This window comes from Rhodococcus sp. NPDC127593, from assembly GCF_042671975.1.
Classification (GTDB): Bacteria; Actinomycetota; Actinomycetes; order Mycobacteriales; family Mycobacteriaceae; genus Rhodococcus_F.
The window spans coordinates 42,659-59,670 of record NZ_JBHXWI010000029.1; the positions used below are offsets into that span (position 1 = coordinate 42,659).

At 65.0% G+C, this 17,012-nt stretch carries 17 protein-coding genes; all 17 read left to right on the forward strand.

The genetic code is table 11. From position 1 onward, the window contains the following. The 17 genes from ACFVJ3_RS26040 (at position 1) to ACFVJ3_RS26120 (ending at position 16,979) form a co-directional block, all read left to right on the forward strand. Positions 1-375 (forward strand): carboxymuconolactone decarboxylase family protein, encoded by a 375-nt coding sequence (locus ACFVJ3_RS26040; RefSeq protein WP_378454792.1) that lies wholly within the window; start codon positions 1-3, stop codon positions 373-375. Then, positions 372-1,529: an acyl-CoA dehydrogenase family protein gene (locus tag ACFVJ3_RS26045; protein ID WP_378454793.1), complete on the forward strand. Its 1,158-nt coding sequence runs from the start codon at positions 372-374 to the stop codon at positions 1,527-1,529. The genes ACFVJ3_RS26040 and ACFVJ3_RS26045 overlap by 4 nt, the downstream gene beginning before the upstream one ends. Further along, positions 1,526-2,455, forward strand: coding sequence for an acyl-CoA dehydrogenase family protein (locus ACFVJ3_RS26050; RefSeq protein ID WP_378454794.1), 930 nt, complete (start codon positions 1,526-1,528; stop codon positions 2,453-2,455). Before ACFVJ3_RS26045 ends, ACFVJ3_RS26050 begins: the two co-directional genes overlap by 4 nt. Positions 2,456-2,499: 44 nt before the next feature. Continuing rightward, positions 2,500-3,633, forward strand: a complete 1,134-nt coding sequence (locus tag ACFVJ3_RS26055) for a thiolase family protein (protein ID WP_378454795.1) — start codon at positions 2,500-2,502, stop codon at positions 3,631-3,633. Continuing rightward, entirely contained in the window at positions 3,630-4,010 is a 381-nt protein-coding gene (locus tag ACFVJ3_RS26060) for a Zn-ribbon domain-containing OB-fold protein (RefSeq protein WP_378454796.1), read from the forward strand. The genes ACFVJ3_RS26055 and ACFVJ3_RS26060 overlap by 4 nt, the downstream gene beginning before the upstream one ends. Positions 4,011-4,042: 32 nt before the next feature. Beyond that, complete coding sequence (locus tag ACFVJ3_RS26065) at positions 4,043-5,302, forward strand: amidohydrolase family protein (RefSeq protein WP_378454797.1); 1,260 nt, start codon at positions 4,043-4,045, stop codon at positions 5,300-5,302. 73 nt (positions 5,303-5,375) lie between these two features. Next, positions 5,376-6,179 (forward strand): SDR family oxidoreductase, encoded by an 804-nt coding sequence (locus ACFVJ3_RS26070; protein ID WP_378454798.1) that lies wholly within the window; start codon positions 5,376-5,378, stop codon positions 6,177-6,179. Then, entirely contained in the window at positions 6,179-7,186 is a 1,008-nt protein-coding gene (locus ACFVJ3_RS26075) for a phosphotransferase family protein (protein WP_378454799.1), read from the forward strand. The genes ACFVJ3_RS26070 and ACFVJ3_RS26075 overlap by 1 nt, the downstream gene beginning before the upstream one ends. After that, positions 7,183-8,175, forward strand: a complete 993-nt coding sequence (locus ACFVJ3_RS26080; RefSeq protein WP_378454800.1) for an LLM class flavin-dependent oxidoreductase — start codon at positions 7,183-7,185, stop codon at positions 8,173-8,175. Before ACFVJ3_RS26075 ends, ACFVJ3_RS26080 begins: the two co-directional genes overlap by 4 nt. Further along, positions 8,172-9,386, forward strand: a complete 1,215-nt coding sequence (locus ACFVJ3_RS26085) for a CaiB/BaiF CoA transferase family protein (RefSeq protein WP_378454801.1) — start codon at positions 8,172-8,174, stop codon at positions 9,384-9,386. Before ACFVJ3_RS26080 ends, ACFVJ3_RS26085 begins: the two co-directional genes overlap by 4 nt. Beyond that, entirely contained in the window at positions 9,386-10,261 is an 876-nt protein-coding gene (locus tag ACFVJ3_RS26090) for an HpcH/HpaI aldolase/citrate lyase family protein (RefSeq protein WP_378454802.1), read from the forward strand. Before ACFVJ3_RS26085 ends, ACFVJ3_RS26090 begins: the two co-directional genes overlap by 1 nt. Positions 10,262-10,310: 49 nt before the next feature. Continuing rightward, a complete protein-coding gene (locus tag ACFVJ3_RS26095; RefSeq protein ID WP_378454803.1) occupies positions 10,311-10,856 on the forward strand; it encodes a DoxX family protein in 546 nt (181 codons plus the stop codon). Between the two features lie 177 nt (positions 10,857-11,033). After that, complete coding sequence (locus tag ACFVJ3_RS26100; RefSeq protein WP_378454804.1) at positions 11,034-11,912, forward strand: SMP-30/gluconolactonase/LRE family protein; 879 nt, start codon at positions 11,034-11,036, stop codon at positions 11,910-11,912. A gap of 41 nt (positions 11,913-11,953) precedes the next feature. Beyond that, entirely contained in the window at positions 11,954-13,429 is a 1,476-nt protein-coding gene (locus ACFVJ3_RS26105; protein ID WP_378454805.1) for an aldehyde dehydrogenase family protein, read from the forward strand. 14 nt (positions 13,430-13,443) lie between these two features. Next, on the forward strand, positions 13,444-14,556 hold the full coding sequence (locus tag ACFVJ3_RS26110; protein ID WP_378454806.1) for an NDMA-dependent alcohol dehydrogenase: 1,113 nt from the start codon (positions 13,444-13,446) through the stop codon (positions 14,554-14,556). 287 nt (positions 14,557-14,843) lie between these two features. Beyond that, positions 14,844-15,365, forward strand: coding sequence for a nuclear transport factor 2 family protein (locus ACFVJ3_RS26115; protein WP_378454807.1), 522 nt, complete (start codon positions 14,844-14,846; stop codon positions 15,363-15,365). Positions 15,366-15,470: 105 nt separating this feature from the next. Then, a complete protein-coding gene (locus ACFVJ3_RS26120; protein WP_378454808.1) occupies positions 15,471-16,979 on the forward strand; it encodes an aldehyde dehydrogenase family protein in 1,509 nt (502 codons plus the stop codon). The last annotated feature ends 33 nt before the right edge of the window (positions 16,980-17,012 follow it).

Sequence of the window (17,012 nt, forward strand, 5' to 3'; positions counted from 1 at the left end):
ATGGCCACCGATACCGGCCGCGCGCTGCGCGAACGCGCACAAGGACGTAAGGCCCCGCTGTTGCAGCAAGCCCTCATCGAACTCGACGGCAAACTCGGCGAGTGGTCCGACGAGTTCATCTTCGGTGACGTCTGGGACGGCGACGAGATGTCCTTCGAGGAGCGCATGCTCATCGCGATCACCGCCCTGGCCGCGACCGGGCGCACCAACCAGCTGCGCAACTACCTCCACGGCGGGCTACAGGGCGGGATCCCCGCCGACAAGCTCCAGTCCGCCCTGCGGATGCTTGTCGTCTACGTCGGCTTCCCCGGCGCGATCAACGCGCTGCAGGAACTGCAGACGGCTGTCCAGGTACACGAACGGGCACAGAGATGACGTCGACAGCAACTCGGACCATCGCCGAGTACACCATTGTTCTAACCGCGTGGATCGATGAGAATAGTGCCCGGCTCGACAAGTTTCGCCGCCCGGTGGAAGGCGGGGTGCGCGGCGCGGTCGAGCACGCCCGCGAACTGATGGCCCTGCTTTACGAGGCCGGCTGGTCGCGGTGGGGTTGGCCCGAGGAGATCGGCGGCCTGGGCGGTTCCGAGCTACACCGTGCGGCGCTCTACGACGGGCTGGGCGCCGCCGGGGTGGAGATTCCCGAGGTCTTCGTCATCCTCGAGACCGTCGCGCCGGTGCTGGCGCACTACTCGCCCGAGCTCGCAGCCGAACATCTCCCGGCTTATCTGCGCGGCGAAGAGGTGTGGGGACAAGGATTCTCTGAACCCGAGGCCGGCAGCGACCTCGCGTCGGTCCGCACCTCCGCGCGCGTAACAGACGACGGCGTCCTGCTCAACGGGCAGAAGACCTGGATGACCCTCGGTCCCTGTGCGGACTACGCGATGGTCCTCGCCCGGACGGGCACCCCCGAGAGTCGCCACCGCGGCCTGACGATGTTGTGGGTGGACCTTGCATCGGACGGCGTCACGGTGAGTCCCATCGTCGCGGCGAACGGCCGCGAAGAATTCGCGGAAGTGTTTTTCGAAGATGTCCACGTCCTCGCTGAGCACCGGGTGGGTCCGCAGGACGGCGGCTGGGGCGTCGCGATGTTCCTGCTGCAGTACGAGCGCGGAATGTACGCGTGGCTGCGCCAGTCGATCCTGCATCACCGACTCGCCACCGTCGCGGGCAGAGTGCGCCCGGGGGACACCCGGCCCTCGCGGGCGGTGGGCGAAGCCTACGTCCTGCTGGCTGCGCTTCGTGCCCGCTGCGCCACAACCGTGGCTGCCCTCGCGGAGGGACGCAATCCGGGCCCGGTGGTGTCGGTGGACAAGATGCTGCTGTCGTCCGCGGAGCGCGCGACGTTCGACGCGGCCCGCAAGGCGCAGTTCGAGGAGTTTGTCGTCAGCGACGACCTCGAATCGACGAGATTACGCGACGAATGGTTCTACAGCCGCGCCGCCTCGATCTTCGGTGGCGCCGTCGACGTGCAACGCGACATCGTTGCGCAGCACGTGCTGCGCCTGCCCGCAGGACGGTCGTCATGAACGCCGACGAACTCGAGTTGATCACCGAAACCGCCGCTCGGCTGTTCGAGCAGCCCAACAGGTACGCGTTGGTCGACGAACTAGTGGGCGCGGGTCTCGAGGAGGAACTGCACTCCGACGACGAGCTCGTCGGTGCGCTGATGACGCTTCAAGGGCGCGCGGGCGCGACCTCGACCCTGCTGTCGTTGATCGTCAGCGGCTCCGCGTTCGACACGTCGTGGACGGCGGTGCTGCCCCTACTGGGCACACACACAGCGCCCGGACTACGGCAGGGCGACATCGCGGTCGACGGCCTCGCGATCAACCCGCACAAGGCAGGTCCGTACCTGGTGCACACCGCAGAGGGTGCCGTGCTCGTCTCCTCCGACGCCGTGACCACCACGCCCGCGAACGGGATCGATCCGGAACTGGGCCTGTACACCGTAATCGGCACCGTGTCGTTGCGCTCCTGCACCCCGGTGGACGGGTTGCGGTGGGACGAAGTCGAAGTACGGGCCTTGCGCGCTGTTGCCCACGAGCTGATCGGTCTTGCCGAACGTGCCCTGAGCCGGGCCGTCGAGCACGTCACCGAACGCAAGCAGTTTGGCAAGGCGATCGGCGCCTTTCAGGTGGTCCAGCATCGGCTGGTCGACGCCAACACGGCCCTGGCGGCCGCGAAGGCCGTTGTCGAATCGACGCGCGGTTCGGGTGACCTGCTCGCAGCGCTGGCGGCGAAGGCCTGGGCCGGGCGAGCCGCCCGCGAAGCGGTCGATGCAGCCCAGCAGTTCTGCGGGGCAATGGGGTTCACGTGGGAGTTCGGCCTGCACGAGCTGGTGCGTCGAATCACCGTCGTCGAGGCACTTTTCGGCGACTCCGATCAGGTCATCGACGAGATCGGCGACATTCTGGTCGGCCGCTCGGACGCGCCGCGACTGGCCACACTGTGATCGCGAACTACACGGACCACGAACTACACGGAAAGGAGCGGGCGATGAAAGACGTAGCAATCGTTGGTGTCGGTATTCATCCCTTCGGTCGTTTCGACCACGGGTACCGACAGATCGGCGAAGTCGCAATGCGGGACTGTCTCGCCGACGCGGCTCTCCAGCCGGAGGACGTCGACATGGTCCTCGTGGCCAACGTCGGTGCCGAGATGGCCAAGGGACACAACATCGTCAATCGCGTGCGGTACATCGGGAAGCCGATCATCAACGTGGAAGCTGCGTGTGCATCGGGTGGTTCGGCGCTGTCTCTCGGTGCGTCCCTGATCGAGTCGGGCGCCGCGAGGACGGTCCTGTGCGTGGGTGTCGAAAAGGCTCCTCGCGGGTTCGTCGCGGGTGCCGGGTTCGAGAGCTGGCAGGTCGAGTCGGGCCTCGGGGTCAATCCGCTGTACTTCTCGTTCCAGGCTCAGGACCTGATGCGGGACAAGGATGTCACCGTCGAGGATCTCGCCGATGTGGCGGTGAAGAACCACAAGCACGCAGTGCACAACCCGAACGCGATGTACCGCAGAGAGATTACTCGCGAGGAAGTTCTCGCAAGCCGACCGGTGTGCGACCCACTAACCCTTCTCATGTTGTGCACACCCAACGAGGGTGCTGCGGCCGTGGTGCTGATGCACAAGGAGGAGGCAGCACGGCGTGGACTCGACAACTCCATTCGAATCAGTGGGATCGGCCTCGTGTCGCGAGGTGCCGATGATTGGTTCGTTCCGGCACCGTCCCTTCAGTCCGACCTGACCAGCATCACTGCCCGCGCGGCAGAGGCAGCTCTGACCCAGGCGGGCGTCGGCGTCGACGACATCGACGTGGTGGAGTGCCAGGACACGGACGCCGCATCCGAACTCATCGCCTACCGAGATCTGGGCTTGTGCAAGAAGGGCGAAGAAGCGGAGCTATTACGCTCCGGCGCTACGACTCTCGGAGGTAGCATACCGGTGAACGTGTCCGGAGGTTTGTTGTCCAAGGGTGAACCGCTCGGCGCATCGGGTCTCGGGCAGATCCACGAGCTCGTTACCCAGCTGCGCGGCACCGCCGGTGCACGCCAGGTCGAAGACGCCAAAATCGGCATGGCGCACGTGATGGGCGCCGGACACAACGCCTGCGTAGTGGTGGTGCAACGATGACCCCGACTACTCCTACCGCAGACCAGCGGTACGTCCCCGCGTCGGTGGGTGAGATCACGTCCCTACTCGCGTCGACGTGCGACGCCTGTAGCCGCACCCACTTCCCAACGGTCACCGAATGCCCGGCATGTGGCGGCGTAATACACGAGACGCGCCTCTCCCGTGGTCGGCTGTCGGCCCTGACCGAGGTGACCGCCCCGCCGCCCGGAGCGCTCATCGAGCCGCCCTACAACGTCGGCGTCACTGATTTCGCGGAGGGAATCCGCGTCATCGGACTGGTCGACGGTGACGTCATCGTCGGCGACGAGATCGAGGTCGCCGTATTCGAGTACCACCCCGACCGGAGCACTTTCGCCTTCCGCCGCCGGATTTCGTGAGCCCCACCTTTCCATCTACAGATTGGAACGACATGACTGCAACACTGCCCGAGACTCACGTCCCCGATGCACTGCGTGATGTGAAGATCATCGACTGCGACGCGCACCTGACCGAGCCCGCCGACCTGTGGACCTCCCGCGTGCCTGCTGCGATGCAGGGCCGCGTGCCGGTCCAGAAGACCATCGACGGCATCACCGCGTGGTACCTGCACGACGAGGTATGGGCAAGCACGGGCGGCAACACGATCTCGACCGGACGCGAGAAGGTTCTCGGCGCTCATGTCGTGCAACCATTTTCGAACATCGATATTTCGTCGTGGGACACCAAGGAACGCCTCGCGTTGATGGATGACCAGGGCATCCACGCGCAGATCCTCTACCCGAACGGCATCGGCTTCGCATCTAACCACGTCTTCGCAATCGAGGATGAGGTCGAGCGCACAACCGTCCTGCAGGTCTACAACGACTTCCTCATGGAGACACAGATCGAGTCCAACGGTCGCCTGTTCCCGCAGGCTCTTCTACCGATCTGGGACATGGACCTGACGATCAAGGAGATGACCCGTCTGATCGACAAGGGGATGCGCGGCTTCACCCTGTCCGACAAGCCGGAGCTGATCGGGCTGCCCGAGCTGCCCGAGTCCTACTTCGATCCGATGTGGGACCTGTTCAACCAGACCGGTGCGGTGCCCAACTTCCACATCGGTGCGGGTGCGCGCCGCGAAGACTTGGAAGCCATGCGCGGCAACATCGGACAGAAGGCCTCCGGCACCGCCGGTCCCCACGTCACCGGGGTCGCCAAGCCTGCGTGGCGGTCGTTCGGTAAGCAGCGGCAGCTCGCCGTGGGTGCAACGCAGATGTTCATGTCGAACGTGCGGATCATCGTCAACCTGTGCATGTCCGATCTGTTCGACCGTTACCCGAACCTGAAGGTCGTCTCGGCGGAGTCGGGTATCGGATGGATCCCGTTCATCCTCGAGGCGATGGAGTTCCAGTTCGACGAGATGGTCACCCACGATCACGAACTCGCCGCTGCGAAGCGCCGGCCCACCGAGTACTTCCGGGACCACCTGTTCGCGATGTTCTGGTTCGAGGAGATCGGCGCGGCGAAGCTGCTCGAGGACATCGGCATCAACAATGTACTGGTCGAGACGGACATTCCGCACCCGACCTGCCTGTTCCCCGGTCCGCGCGAGCACTTCGCGCGAGTCTTGAGCGGGCTTCCGGAACACACGATCAAGCGTGTCCTGCAGGACAACGCCGCCGAGCTCTACAAAATCGACATCAGCTGATGGCACGGCTGCGTGCCCTTGTCGGGGCACGCAGCCCGGATGTCCCGCTCAGGAATCTCAGCGAAGGAAACCCATGACTACACCCGAATTCGGCTCGGACAAGAGGTTCGCCGGGAAAGTCGCGATTGTCACCGGAGCGTCGCGCGGCATCGGCCTATCGGTCGCTCAGCGGTTGGCCGCCGACGGCGCCGCCGTCGTCATGAACGCCCGGAAGCCCGAGGTTCTCGCCGAGGCAGTCGAGGAGATACAGAATGCAGGTGGCCGTGCGCTCGGTGTCCCCGGGAGCATCAACTCGGAGACCCTGCCCGGTGGGTTGGTCGATGCGGCACTCTCCGAGTTCGGTTGTCTCGACCTGATCGTCAACAACGCGGCCACGTCCGCGTCGTACGGGCCGCTGATGGACGTGACGAAGGATGCGTTCCACAAGACCATGCTCGCCAACACATGGCCGGCGCTGAACCTCGTCCAGCTCGCGGTGGCCGCCGGCATGCAGAACGGTGCGGTCGTCAACGTGCTCACCACCGGCGCCGAACGGGTGCATCCGGTCACTGGACCCTATACCGCAAGCAAGGCGGCACTGGCGAGTCTGACCACCACCCTCGCGCGAGAGCTGGGCCCGAAAGGCATTCGTGTGAACGCTGTTTCGCCAGGCCTGGTGCGCACCGAACTTGCCCGTGCCCTGTGGGACGGTGAGCGCGGGCCCCAAGAGGAGCGGCTCGTCCCGCTCGGCCGGCTGGGGCAGCCCACCGACATCGCGTCGGCCATCTGCTTCCTGCTGTCGGACGAGGCGGAATGGATCACCGGAACGACCATCCGCATCGACGGTGGACGCATCCACGTCGGCGGCGAACCCGCAGACCTGATCGGGGTCTACTGATGGAACCGCAGGAATTTCCCGGGCTCGAGGACGCCATCAACGAGGCGCTCGCCCAGGACGTGCCCGGCTCAGCCGTCTCCTCGCTCGAGGTGCTCGAAGGCGGACACTCGGGTATCACGCTCGCAGCGAAAAAGACCGACACCGACGGTGTCGCCGAGGTGGTCATCAAGGTCGCCCCCCATGGCCGGCAGCCGAAAGGCCGCCACGACGTCCTGCGGCAGGCCCACATCCTCGACGCGCTGGGGGGCGTCGACGGGCTCGTCGTCCCCCAGGTTCTCACCCGCGGATCGGGGGTATGGACGTTCTATGTAATGGAACGCTGCGCCGGCGAAGCCGCCGAGCCCGTCCTGAACTCCTCAACACGGGTTTTCGACAAGGACGTCGTCAGGGCCCGCGCAGATGCCGCCGCCAGGATGCTCGGCGTACTGCATCGCCAACCGATCACCACGGTCGCCGGAACGGACTCCGAACTTCCCGATATCGCGGCCGAACTCGCCCGGTGGGCAAAGGTTGCGGCCGCTGCCTATGAAGACGATGCACCCGGCATCTCCGCGCTACCCGACGCGCTGCGAGCGACGATGCCCTCCACCGTCGAAGCCTCGGTCCTCGTCCACGGCGACTACCGACTGGGCAACGTTCTCTTCGATGGCGTTACCCCCACCGGCATCATCGACTGGGAGATCTGGACCGCGACGACTCCCGGCGTCGATCTCGGCTGGTTCCTGGCCTTCTGCGACCCAAACCTGTTCCCCGGAGTCGGTGCACCAGTCGAGGGCATGCCAACGGCGGACGAGCTTCTCGAGACGTATTACTCCGCCGGTGCGTCCCACATCGCGGATATCGACTGGTTCCACGCGTTCGGTCGGTTCAAGCTGGCCGCCGTCATGGCCCACAACCTGCGCCGTCACCGCGAAGGACGCCATGTCGATCCTTTCCAAGAACAGCTACCCCCGACCATCGCCACGCTGATCGACTCGGCCCGATCCATTCTGGACGGTGGCAGATGAGAACCGGGCTGCCGCTCGGGCCCGGTTCCATCGGAATCGGACTTAACTCGAGCGCGGGACCCGCGGCGGAGGCGATACGTCGGTTGCGGCGTGAGGCCCACGTAGCAGCGGACTGCGGCTTCGACGGTCTGACCCTGAGCGAGCACCATGGCGGCTTCCCCGGGTACTTCCCGAACCCGATCCTGCTGTGCGGCCTGATTCTGGCCGACATGCCCCACGGCTGGGCCGCGGCGTCACCGAGCATCCTGCCGCTGCGCAACCCCTACACTGTCGCCGAAGATCTCGCCTGGATCGACGCTGCATACCCAGGCCGTGTGGCCGCAGGCTTCGTCCCCGGCTACCAGAAGCGCGACTTCGACGCCTTGGGTGCCGAGTTCGAGACGCGATCGGCCAGGTTCTGGTCGCATCTGAACACCCTGACCGGCGTCCTACGCCCCGGAGACGCGCCGCACCCGATTACCGACGACGCGGCGATCGCCGACGCCCGCGTTCGAGACCTGACCGTACTGGTAGGTGTGGCCGGTCCGCTCGGCGCCCGTCGGGCAGCGAACGCCGATGTCGGTCTGCTGTTGATGTCACTCGACAGCGCAGCAGCGACTGCATCGCTGATCAGGCAGTACGAGGAGGCGGGTGGCAACCGGAGCTGTGTCCTGATCAGGCGGGTGTGCATCGGGGACTCGGCAACCGCGGACCGCCGCCATGGGCTGTGGTTGGAGGCGTCGTCGGGCCGAGAGAAGTGGTTGACCGCGTCGCCGAACAGCGTCATCAGCGGCGGACCTGGCGCGGTTGCCGAGGCACTCGTCGAGGACCTGAGGACGTCCGGTGCTTCCGCGCTCAATATCCGAGTCGACGCCGACGAGGCCGACCCCTCCGATGTATTGCGTCAGATCGAACTAATCGGAGCGGAAGTCCTTCCCCGTGTTCGGTCTTCGATGGGCTGGCACGCGCAGGGCCCGTCCACTGCACTTACGAGAGGAGTTCAATCATGACTACGAACAACGCACCAGGTCCGTGTGGAGGGGTGCTCTCCGGCGTCAAAGTGGTGGAATTGGCCCACGTGATCGCGGGCCCGCTGGCCGGCACCCTGCTCGCCGATCTCGGCGCGGAAGTCGTCCATGTCGAAGCGCCGGGCACCGGGGACACCGCACGATTCCAAGGTCCGGAAAAGGATGGAGTCCGGTTGTGGTGGAAGGTATCCGGACGCAACAAGCGATCGGTGACCCTGGATCTACGTCAGCCCGAGGGGCGGAAGCTCGCCGGGGAGCTGATCGCGTGGGCCGATGTGCTCATCACCAACATGCGGTGCTCGACCCTCGAGAAGTGGGGCTTCGACTGGAACACCCTGCATGCACAGCATCCGAAGCTCGTGATGCTGCAGATCTCCGGCAACGGTGCCACCAGCTCCGCGCGCAACGACCCGGGATTCGGCAAGGTCGGTGAGGCCCGCAGCGGTGTCGTGCACCTGACGGGCTTCCCGGACGGACCGCCCATCCACACCGGTTTCTCCCACGGCGACAGCGTGACCGCACTCATGGGTGCCTTCGGTATCGCCTCAGCGCTGGTGCGACGAAATGAGTCGGACTTCACCGGCGAATGGATCGATATCGCGTTGTTCGAGCCGCTCTTCCGCCTCATTGAATGGCAGGTCATCATTGCGGACCAGCTCGGCACCGTGCCCGGTCGTGCCGGCAACCAGCTGGCGGTCGCCCCGGCCGCGGTGGTGAACACCTTTCTCACCGCCGACGAGGTGTGGATCACCGTAACCTCAGGAACCCCACGGTCCGTGCAGAGAATCGCGGAGATGCTCGGTGAGCCCGCCGAGGACTACCGCAACGTGGAACAGCAGACCGCCCGCAAGGAGCGGCTCGACACCCTCCTGCACAAGTGGATGAGTGCCCGCACCGCCGACGTCGCCATCAAGGAAATGGCCGATGGGGAGGTGGTGGGTTCGCGGGTCTATTCCGCAGCCGACATCCTCGAAGATCCGATCTATGCCGAGCGCGAGGACATCATCTCGATCGAGGATCGGGACCTCGGGTCCGTCAAGATGCAGGGCGTGGTACCGCGCATGCACCAACATCCCGGCTCCGTGTGGCGGACCGGGGCCCACTTAGGTGAGGACAACGACCTCGTCCTCGGTGAATGGCTTGGCAGGAACGCTGCCGAACTGGTCGACCTCCGCGAGAAAGGTGTCATCTGATGTCTGCACATCGTGGCCGCTACAACTACCGCACCATCAAGAGCATCCTCGAGACACCGATCATGGACGACCACAAGTGGGGGAAGCTGGCAAACATTCCCGCCGACATGATCTTCCTCGACCTCGAGGACTCCGTGGCGCCGGACCGGAAGGAGCAGGCGCGCGACCGCGTCGTCCGCTCGCTCACGGAGAAGGCGTTCGACGGTGAGAAGCTGCTGCTGCCGCGCGTCAACCACCTCAGCACCCAGTGGGGCAAGGATGATGTCCAGGCGCTCGCGGCAGCCAAGCCGGATGTGGTGGCGTATCCCAAGATCCGGTCTGCCGCATGCGTCGACGAGGTAATCGAGGAGTTCCGTGCACACGGTGCCGATCCCGACATCTTCGCGATCATCGAGACCGCGGAGTCCGTGCTCAATGTCCGTGAGATCGCGGCGCATCCGAGCGTGATCGGACTGATGTCCGGACCCGCCGACATCAGCCTGGATGCGGGCATCGAACTGTACGAACCCGGGGGTGCGCTCAATCGGATCTTCCTGGTGACCAAGTCGCTCACCGTGCTCGCCGGCGCCGCATACGGATTGGCTGTCACGGACATCGCCTACGCCGAGAACATCCGGGACCTCACCGAGATCCGCCACCGGGTCGAGGATTCGCGGCGCATGGGCTTCACCACCATGACGACCTTCTACCCGCCACACGTCGACATCATCAACGACGTCTTCAGTCCCGGGCACCAGGAGATCGCAGCCGCACAAGCGATCGTCGAGACCTACGAGACGGCACTGTCGGAAGGAAAGGCTGCGGCCCTGACCGAGGCTGGCACCCCAGTGCTCGTGCACGAGTACGAGAAGGCGCTCGCGCTCCTCGCACGGTGAGCGAGCCGAGGGACCGATTCGACCGAAACGTAGTGGAAACGAGGTGAGTATGGACGCCGTCGACACAGCCCTGATGATTCTCCGGGTGACTCTCGGTGTTGTCATCACCGCACATGGCTACGCGAAATTCTATTGCGGTGGGCGGATTCCGGGCACAGCGGCATGGTTCGAGAGCATCGGAATGAAGCCGGGACGATTCCATGCTCTGCTCGCAGGGTCAACCGAGGTGGCAGCGGGAATCCTGCTGGTGCTGGGAATGCTGACACCGCTCGCCGCGGCGCTGGTGATCGCCCTGATGCTCGTGGCTGCGTGGACGGTGCACCGCGGCAACGGTTTCTTCATTGTCGGAAACGGGTGGGAATACAACCTCGTCTTGGGGCTGTCGGCCTTCGTTGTCGCGGTGGCCGGGTCTGGAACCGTCAGCATCGACCATGTGCTCTTCGGGGAGAACCCAGCGAACGGAGTCCTCGGTGGAACGGTCGCAGCCGTGGTGGGACTGGCGGGAGGCGCTGGCACTCTCGCACTCTTCTTCCGACCGGCCACCGTGTTGATATCGCCGGACCCAGAGAGGGCTGCCGGTAACAAACAACCCTGAAATCGGTCATCACACAGCATTCATGAAGTAGGACAATGAACGAGAAGGTCGCTGAACTGATGGAACGAGACCTGGCCGTGGTGCGTGCCGTGCTGACGGGGCAGACGGTATCGCAGACGCCAAACAGGTGAGGCTTCGCCGGTGACCAATTCCGCAGCATTTGAAAAGGAGTACCGCATGGTCGACGAGGAATCGCGCACCACCATCATCGACGGGCTTATCTTCCCCGAGGGACTGCGGTGGCGGGGCGACGAGCTGTGGTTCTGCGACATCGAGGAGCACGAAGTGATCACCGCCGACGCTGGCGGCGCCGTGCGTGGCCGGCTGGCGTTTCCGGGAGAGTACCCGATCGGTCTTGCCTGGACGCCCGAAGGCACGCTGATCGTCGGTGGACGATTCGAGCGGCTCCTCACCTCCCGCGACGGCGAAATACACGTGCTCCATGACATCGAGGTCGACGGCGTCGCCGATTCGTGGTCGAACGACACGGTCGTCGACGCCGCCGGCCGAATCTATATCTCCAGCTTCGGCAAAGCCTACGACCTCATCGACCACGGATCGAACGAGAAGAGGCTCGAGGGCGCCGGCCGGATCCTGCTCGTGGACCTCGACGGGAACATCCGCAAGGTAGCCGGTGGTCTGTCGATGCCCAACACGATGCAGATCACCCCGGACGGCTGCACCCTGATCTGCTGCGACAGCTTCGCGCACAGGGTGGTCAAGTATGCGATCCAGCCCGACGGCTCCTTGGGGCCGGGGCAACTCTTCGCCCAGTTCGACGACATGACCGACGGATCGACACTGGACCGTGACGGTGGGCTCTGGGTCGCGTTCCCGCACGTCAAGCAAGCTCGTCGGGTGCTCGACGGTGGTGAGGTGACGGACGTGATCGAGTTCGACGACGACGTGTTCGACGTCGCGCTCGGTGGCCCCGATGGCATCTCGCTCTTTGCGGCCATGTCGAACCTGGCCGCCACGACGCCTCCGGCGGACGGGTCCGAACGAGCACGACCGGGACGGATCATCCGCATCGAGGTCGCCGTCCCGGCCGCGTGACAACGCGTGCCGGACAGGTGAGGTCGGAGATGGGAGCGGACGTGTCAGATATCGATGTAGCCGGGCTGTTGGGCAGCGCCGGCGGGAAGCTGCTTATCGGGGGAGACTGGGTGGCCCCCCGGGCCGGTGGACTTTACGAGACCCTCGACCCCGGGACGGGCCGTCCCGTCGGCCTGATCGCTGGCGGTGACGAGACGGACATCGACGACGCCGTCGCAGCGGCCCGCGAGGCCTTCGAGGACGGGCGCTGGCGCAGTCGGCCCGGATCGGAACGGGCGAAGGTGCTCTGGCGCATCGCCGACCTGATCGAACAGCACCACGACGAGCTGACCCTCCTGGAGTGCGTGGATCAGGGCCAGCCGCCCGCCTATCTGGGCGCGATGGTGACCGGTTCCGCGAACTGCCTCCGGTACTACGCAGGGCTCGCCGACCACAACTACGGGGTGGCGACGGATGTCCTTGTCGGCGGCGAGCCCATCCACGCCTACACCCGGCGGGAACCCATCGGGGTCGTCGGGATGATCGTTCCCTGGAACGCGCCGCTGCTGATGGCGGCCTGGAAGCTTGCCCCGATGCTGGCGGCCGGGTGCTCGGGTGTGCTCAAACCGGCCGAGGAGACGTCCCTGACCGCTCTGCGACTCGGTCAACTCGTGATCGAGGCGGGCGTGCCCGCGGGAGTGGTGAACCTCGTCACCGGTCGCGGCCACGTCGCCGGTGCCGCGTTGGCTGCCCACCCCGACGTCGACAAGATCGCATTCACCGGGTCCACCGACGTCGGGAAGCGCCTGGTCCACGCAGCCGAGGGCAACCTCAAGCGGCTCACCTTGGAGCTGGGCGGAAAATCACCGTTCATCGTTCTCGACGACGCCGACCTGGACACCACGATTCCCGCGGCAGCGGCAGCGATCTTCAGCAACTCGGGACAGGTGTGTTCGGCCGGGTCCCGGCTGCTGGTGGACCAGCGCGTGGCCGACCGTGTCGTGGAAGGTGTGACCGCTATCGCTCGTCGCACCCGGCCTGGCTACTACGCCGACCCGGAGGCGGACATCGGTCCGCTGATCTCGGGCAAACAGCTTGACCGTGTGATCGGCTACGTCGACGCGGCGCGTGCTGGCGGCGCAGAGGTGACGGTGGGCGGTGGACGGACCGGCGACGGCGGATTCTTCATCGAACCCACTGTGCTGACGGCGATCTCGCCCGACGCGGCACCCGCACGCGAGGAAATCTTCGGCCCGGTGGTGTCGATTCTGCCGTTCAGCGACGTCGACGAGGCCGTCGCGCTGGCCAACGATACGGACTACGGCCTGTCGTCGAGCATCTGGACCGGCGACGCCGCCAGAGGACACGCCGTCGCCCGGCGCCTGCGTGCGGGCCGGGTCGGCATCAACGTGCACAGCGCGGGCGACTACCACCTGCCGACGGGGGGATACAAACAGTCGGGTTGGGGCCGGGAACACGGGCCGAACGGCCTCGATCCCTATCTGGAAGAGAAGTCGGTGTTCACCAAGATCCGCTGAGTAAGGAGCCAACCATGAGCACGACACGAGCTGCGGTCGTCCGCGGGGTCAAAGAGCCCTGGGAGATCGTCGAACTCGACCTCGACGAGCCGAAAGAACGTGAAGTCCTCATCCGGCTCGCATACTCGGGACTCTGCCAATCGGATCGGCATTTCCAGGTGGGCGACTTCCCCGCCCGGTTCCCGCTCGTCGGGGGCCACGAGGGAGCCGGCGTTGTGGAGAAGGTGGGGCCCGGCGTCACCCGGGTAGCGGTGGGCGACCATGTCGTGTGCTCCTTCCTGCCGGTGTGCGGGGTTTGCCACTGGTGCTCAACCGGCCACCAGGCGCTGTGCGACCTGGGCCTGAACGCCGGGACGGGGCAGCTGCCCGACGGGACCTTCCGGTTCCACCACCGATCCGAGGATCTCGGCGGGGTCTGCGCGCTGGGCACGTTCTCCGAGCGTGCCGTCATCTCGGAGTACTCGTGCGTGAAGGTGGATTCGTCCCTCCCGCTCGATGTGGCTGCGCTGCTCGGGTGCGGTGTGCCCACGGGTTGGGGTGCCGCCGTCTACGCGGCCGGCGTCCGGGCCGGCGACGTCGTGGTGATCTACGGGTCAGGCGGTGTCGGCAGCAACGCGGTTCAAGGTGCAGCCCGTTCGGGGGCATCGATCGTGGCCGTGGTGGATCCGGTTCCATTCAAGCGGGAGATGGCCGAGACGTTCGGAGCCACTCACACATTCGCCACGCACGAGGACGCGTATGAGTACATCAAGGAGGCAACCTGGGGACGGCTCGCGAACCACGCGATCATCACTGTCACGGACCATACGGTGGAAATCACGAACCAGGCGAGTTCGATCGTCGGAAAGGTCGGCTCGATCATTGTAGTGGCCACGGGACGTAATGGGGAGAACCAGCTGGAGATGAATACGCAGTCTCTCAAGGGGTTCCAGCAACGAATCCAAGGCGTGATGTTCGGTAACTGCAACCCGCTGTCCGACATTCCGCGGCTCGTCGACCAGTACAAGCGTGGTGCGTTGCTGCTGGACGAGCTCATTACCCGCCGGTACCGGCTGGGCGATATCAATCAGGCGTTCGACGACCTCGTTAACGGGAAGAATATCCGAGGAGTGATCGAACACTCCTGACGGATATACCTATTCGCACAGTGCAGCAGTCTTCGACGCGGGGCTTGACTCGACGCCGCACACACGTCGGGCGCGCTGCCAGGAGTTCACGGCGTACCGCTCGTATGTCGCGATGGCTAACGATGCCATTGCCCAAACCTTAAGAATCTCTGTAAGTTTCGGTTGACTACTCGAACTATGCGAACTAATGTCCCTTGCATCGTTGTGGCGCAGTTTACGCAGGGCCCATGAATGAGTCCGGCGTCACGTTCCCTAGGCAGCCAAACAGATGAGGGCGGTTCGCTGACATGTCGACACTTTCCGAAACAGGCCCGGTCGAAGACCGCTACGGGCCAGCCGCGTTGAGGGAGCTCATCGACGCCGAACAGATCCGGCGACTGAAATACGCGTATTGCCGCGCTGCCGATGCAATGGACGCCGCGGGAATGCTCGCAGTGTTCACAGACGACTGCGTTGTAGATCTGTCCGGTGGCCGCGGCGGCGCAGTTACCGGCGTGGCCGCTGCCCGCAAGTTCTACTCCGGCGCACTGAGCAAGTTCATTGCGAGCAGCCACCACCTCTCGAACATGGATGTTGTGTTCGATTCCGCGGATACCGCCCGGATGGAGTCGTATCTATTTTCGTGGCAGCGCTACAAGGAGTATCCAGAGTTAAGGGACAGGCACCGCTGGGCGCGATACCGAGATGTGTACCGCCGCACGCAAGATGGTTGGAAGCAGACGGAGCTGGTGTGCTACGTCGGCGGCGAGGTCACGCCGGAAGAACTCGAGAGGTCGTGTGAAACGACCGCGCTGCCGTCTTGGCGCTGAACTTCGTTGAACCGTTCCCGCATTCGCGAAGCGAACACGGCCGCAGCATTACCGCGGTGAAACGCGATCACACATACCTACAACCGCTGAACGAAAGTGATGACGATGGGCGAAGAGCGCAGCCAGACGACAACAGTTGGCACCATCCTTACGCCGCCAGGCACCGAAGTCTGGCCGAACTTGTCGCTTCTCATCGGCGGGGAGTTGACGGAGGGGCGCGGCGACAGCATCGACGTCATCGATCCCGCGACAGAACGGGTGGTCGCGTCGGTCGCTGCCGCGGACAGAACGCAGGCGGACCGTGCTGTGACGTCGGCTCGTGAGGCATTCGAGTCGGGTCCGTGGGCCTCGGCATCGGCGGCAGATCGTAGTGCCCTGATCAACCGAATCGCCGACGGCATCGAAAAGCGTCGCGACGAGTTCGTGAACGCGATCGTGACCGAGGTGGGTGCGCCGATCAGCGCCGCCGGAGCATTGCAGGTCGATTGGCCGATCAAGCACCTGCGGGAGTACGCGCAGGCCGCGCTCGACGAGCGGAGCCAGGATCTGGGACGGCATACCGACCCGATACCGTCCTCCAGCATCGTCGCGTATCGACCGGTCGGCGTCGTCGCCGCGATCGCTGCGTACAACTACCCGCTGCTGCTGCTGGTTCACAAGTTAGGCGCGGCACTCGCTGCAGGGTGCACGGTGGTCGCGATTCCGTCACCGCGTACGCCGCTGTCGACACTGTTGCTGGCCGAGGTGCTGCGCAATGCAGATGTCCCGCCCGGTGTGGTGAACATCGTCGTGGGCGAGGCAGATATCGCGCGTGCTGTGACCGAGAACCCAGGTGTGGACAAGATCGCATTTACCGGTTCGGTCGCGGTCGGCGAGAAAGTGATGCGGCAGGCTGCGACGGGTGTTCGTGGCGTCGTCCTCGAGCTCGGTGGCAAGTCGCCTGCAATCCTTCTTCCCGGAACCGATCTCACTGCTGTAGTCCCCGGACTGCACCAGAGGTACTGCCGAAACGGTGGCCAGGCGTGCGCCGCGCCGACGCGGATCCTGGTGCATGAATCGCAGTGGGTTGAATTCATCGAACTCAGTCACAAGGCATACGAATCCATCCAGGTGGGAGATCCGCGGGATCCGGCCACCATTGTCGGACCAATGATCACTGAGGCGCACCGTGATTCGGTGGAACAGTTCATCCGTGAGGCGGTGGACGGTGGAGCGGTGATCGCTGCCGGCGGCGGGCGTCCGGACTCCGGTCCTGGGTGGTTTGTCAATCCCGCACTGATCACCAACGTGCACAACACCGACCGGATCTGTCAGGAAGAGATTTTCGGTCCGGTCGCAACGGCCATGCCGTACAGCACCGTCGACGGAGCGGTGAAGATTGCCAATGAGACCCGATACGGTCTGCACGCGTACCTATTCGGGCCCGATACGGATGCTGCACGCGAGATTGCGCCGCGACTGCGAGCGGGCACGGTATCGGTCAACGGCGGTGGAGGCCTTCGCGCCGACGCACCGATGGGCGGATTCGGTGCCAGCGGAGTCGGCCGAGAAATCGGATCCTGGGGCATCCACGAGTACCTCGAACCGCAGCACATTCAGTGGGCCTGCGACTAATCCTGCGTCTCCGCTCGCCTGTCCTCCGCGGTG

Excerpts from the sequence above, each read along its gene's own strand:
- ACFVJ3_RS26085 (WP_378454801.1), top strand. The coding sequence starts at position 8,172 with ATGACTACGAACAACGCACCAGGTCCGTGTGGAGGGGTGCTCTCCGGC.
- ACFVJ3_RS26070 (WP_378454798.1), top strand. The coding sequence starts at position 5,376 with ATGACTACACCCGAATTCGGCTCGGACAAGAGGTTCGCCGGGAAAGTC.
- ACFVJ3_RS26065 (WP_378454797.1), top strand. The coding sequence starts at position 4,043 with ATGACTGCAACACTGCCCGAGACTCACGTCCCCGATGCACTGCGTGAT.
- ACFVJ3_RS26060 (WP_378454796.1), top strand. The coding sequence starts at position 3,630 with ATGACCCCGACTACTCCTACCGCAGACCAGCGGTACGTCCCCGCGTCG.
- ACFVJ3_RS26120 (WP_378454808.1), top strand. The coding sequence starts at position 15,471 with ATGGGCGAAGAGCGCAGCCAGACGACAACAGTTGGCACCATCCTTACG.
- ACFVJ3_RS26055 (WP_378454795.1), top strand. The coding sequence starts at position 2,500 with ATGAAAGACGTAGCAATCGTTGGTGTCGGTATTCATCCCTTCGGTCGT.
- ACFVJ3_RS26115 (WP_378454807.1), top strand. The coding sequence starts at position 14,844 with ATGTCGACACTTTCCGAAACAGGCCCGGTCGAAGACCGCTACGGGCCA.
- ACFVJ3_RS26040 (WP_378454792.1), top strand. The coding sequence starts at position 1 with ATGGCCACCGATACCGGCCGCGCGCTGCGCGAACGCGCACAAGGACGT.
- ACFVJ3_RS26050 (WP_378454794.1), top strand. The coding sequence starts at position 1,526 with ATGAACGCCGACGAACTCGAGTTGATCACCGAAACCGCCGCTCGGCTG.
- ACFVJ3_RS26045 (WP_378454793.1), top strand. The coding sequence starts at position 372 with ATGACGTCGACAGCAACTCGGACCATCGCCGAGTACACCATTGTTCTA.
- ACFVJ3_RS26110 (WP_378454806.1), top strand. The coding sequence starts at position 13,444 with ATGAGCACGACACGAGCTGCGGTCGTCCGCGGGGTCAAAGAGCCCTGG.
- ACFVJ3_RS26090 (WP_378454802.1), top strand. The coding sequence starts at position 9,386 with ATGTCTGCACATCGTGGCCGCTACAACTACCGCACCATCAAGAGCATC.
- ACFVJ3_RS26080 (WP_378454800.1), top strand. The coding sequence starts at position 7,183 with ATGAGAACCGGGCTGCCGCTCGGGCCCGGTTCCATCGGAATCGGACTT.
- ACFVJ3_RS26075 (WP_378454799.1), top strand. The coding sequence starts at position 6,179 with ATGGAACCGCAGGAATTTCCCGGGCTCGAGGACGCCATCAACGAGGCG.
- ACFVJ3_RS26095 (WP_378454803.1), top strand. The coding sequence starts at position 10,311 with ATGGACGCCGTCGACACAGCCCTGATGATTCTCCGGGTGACTCTCGGT.
- ACFVJ3_RS26100 (WP_378454804.1), top strand. The coding sequence starts at position 11,034 with ATGGTCGACGAGGAATCGCGCACCACCATCATCGACGGGCTTATCTTC.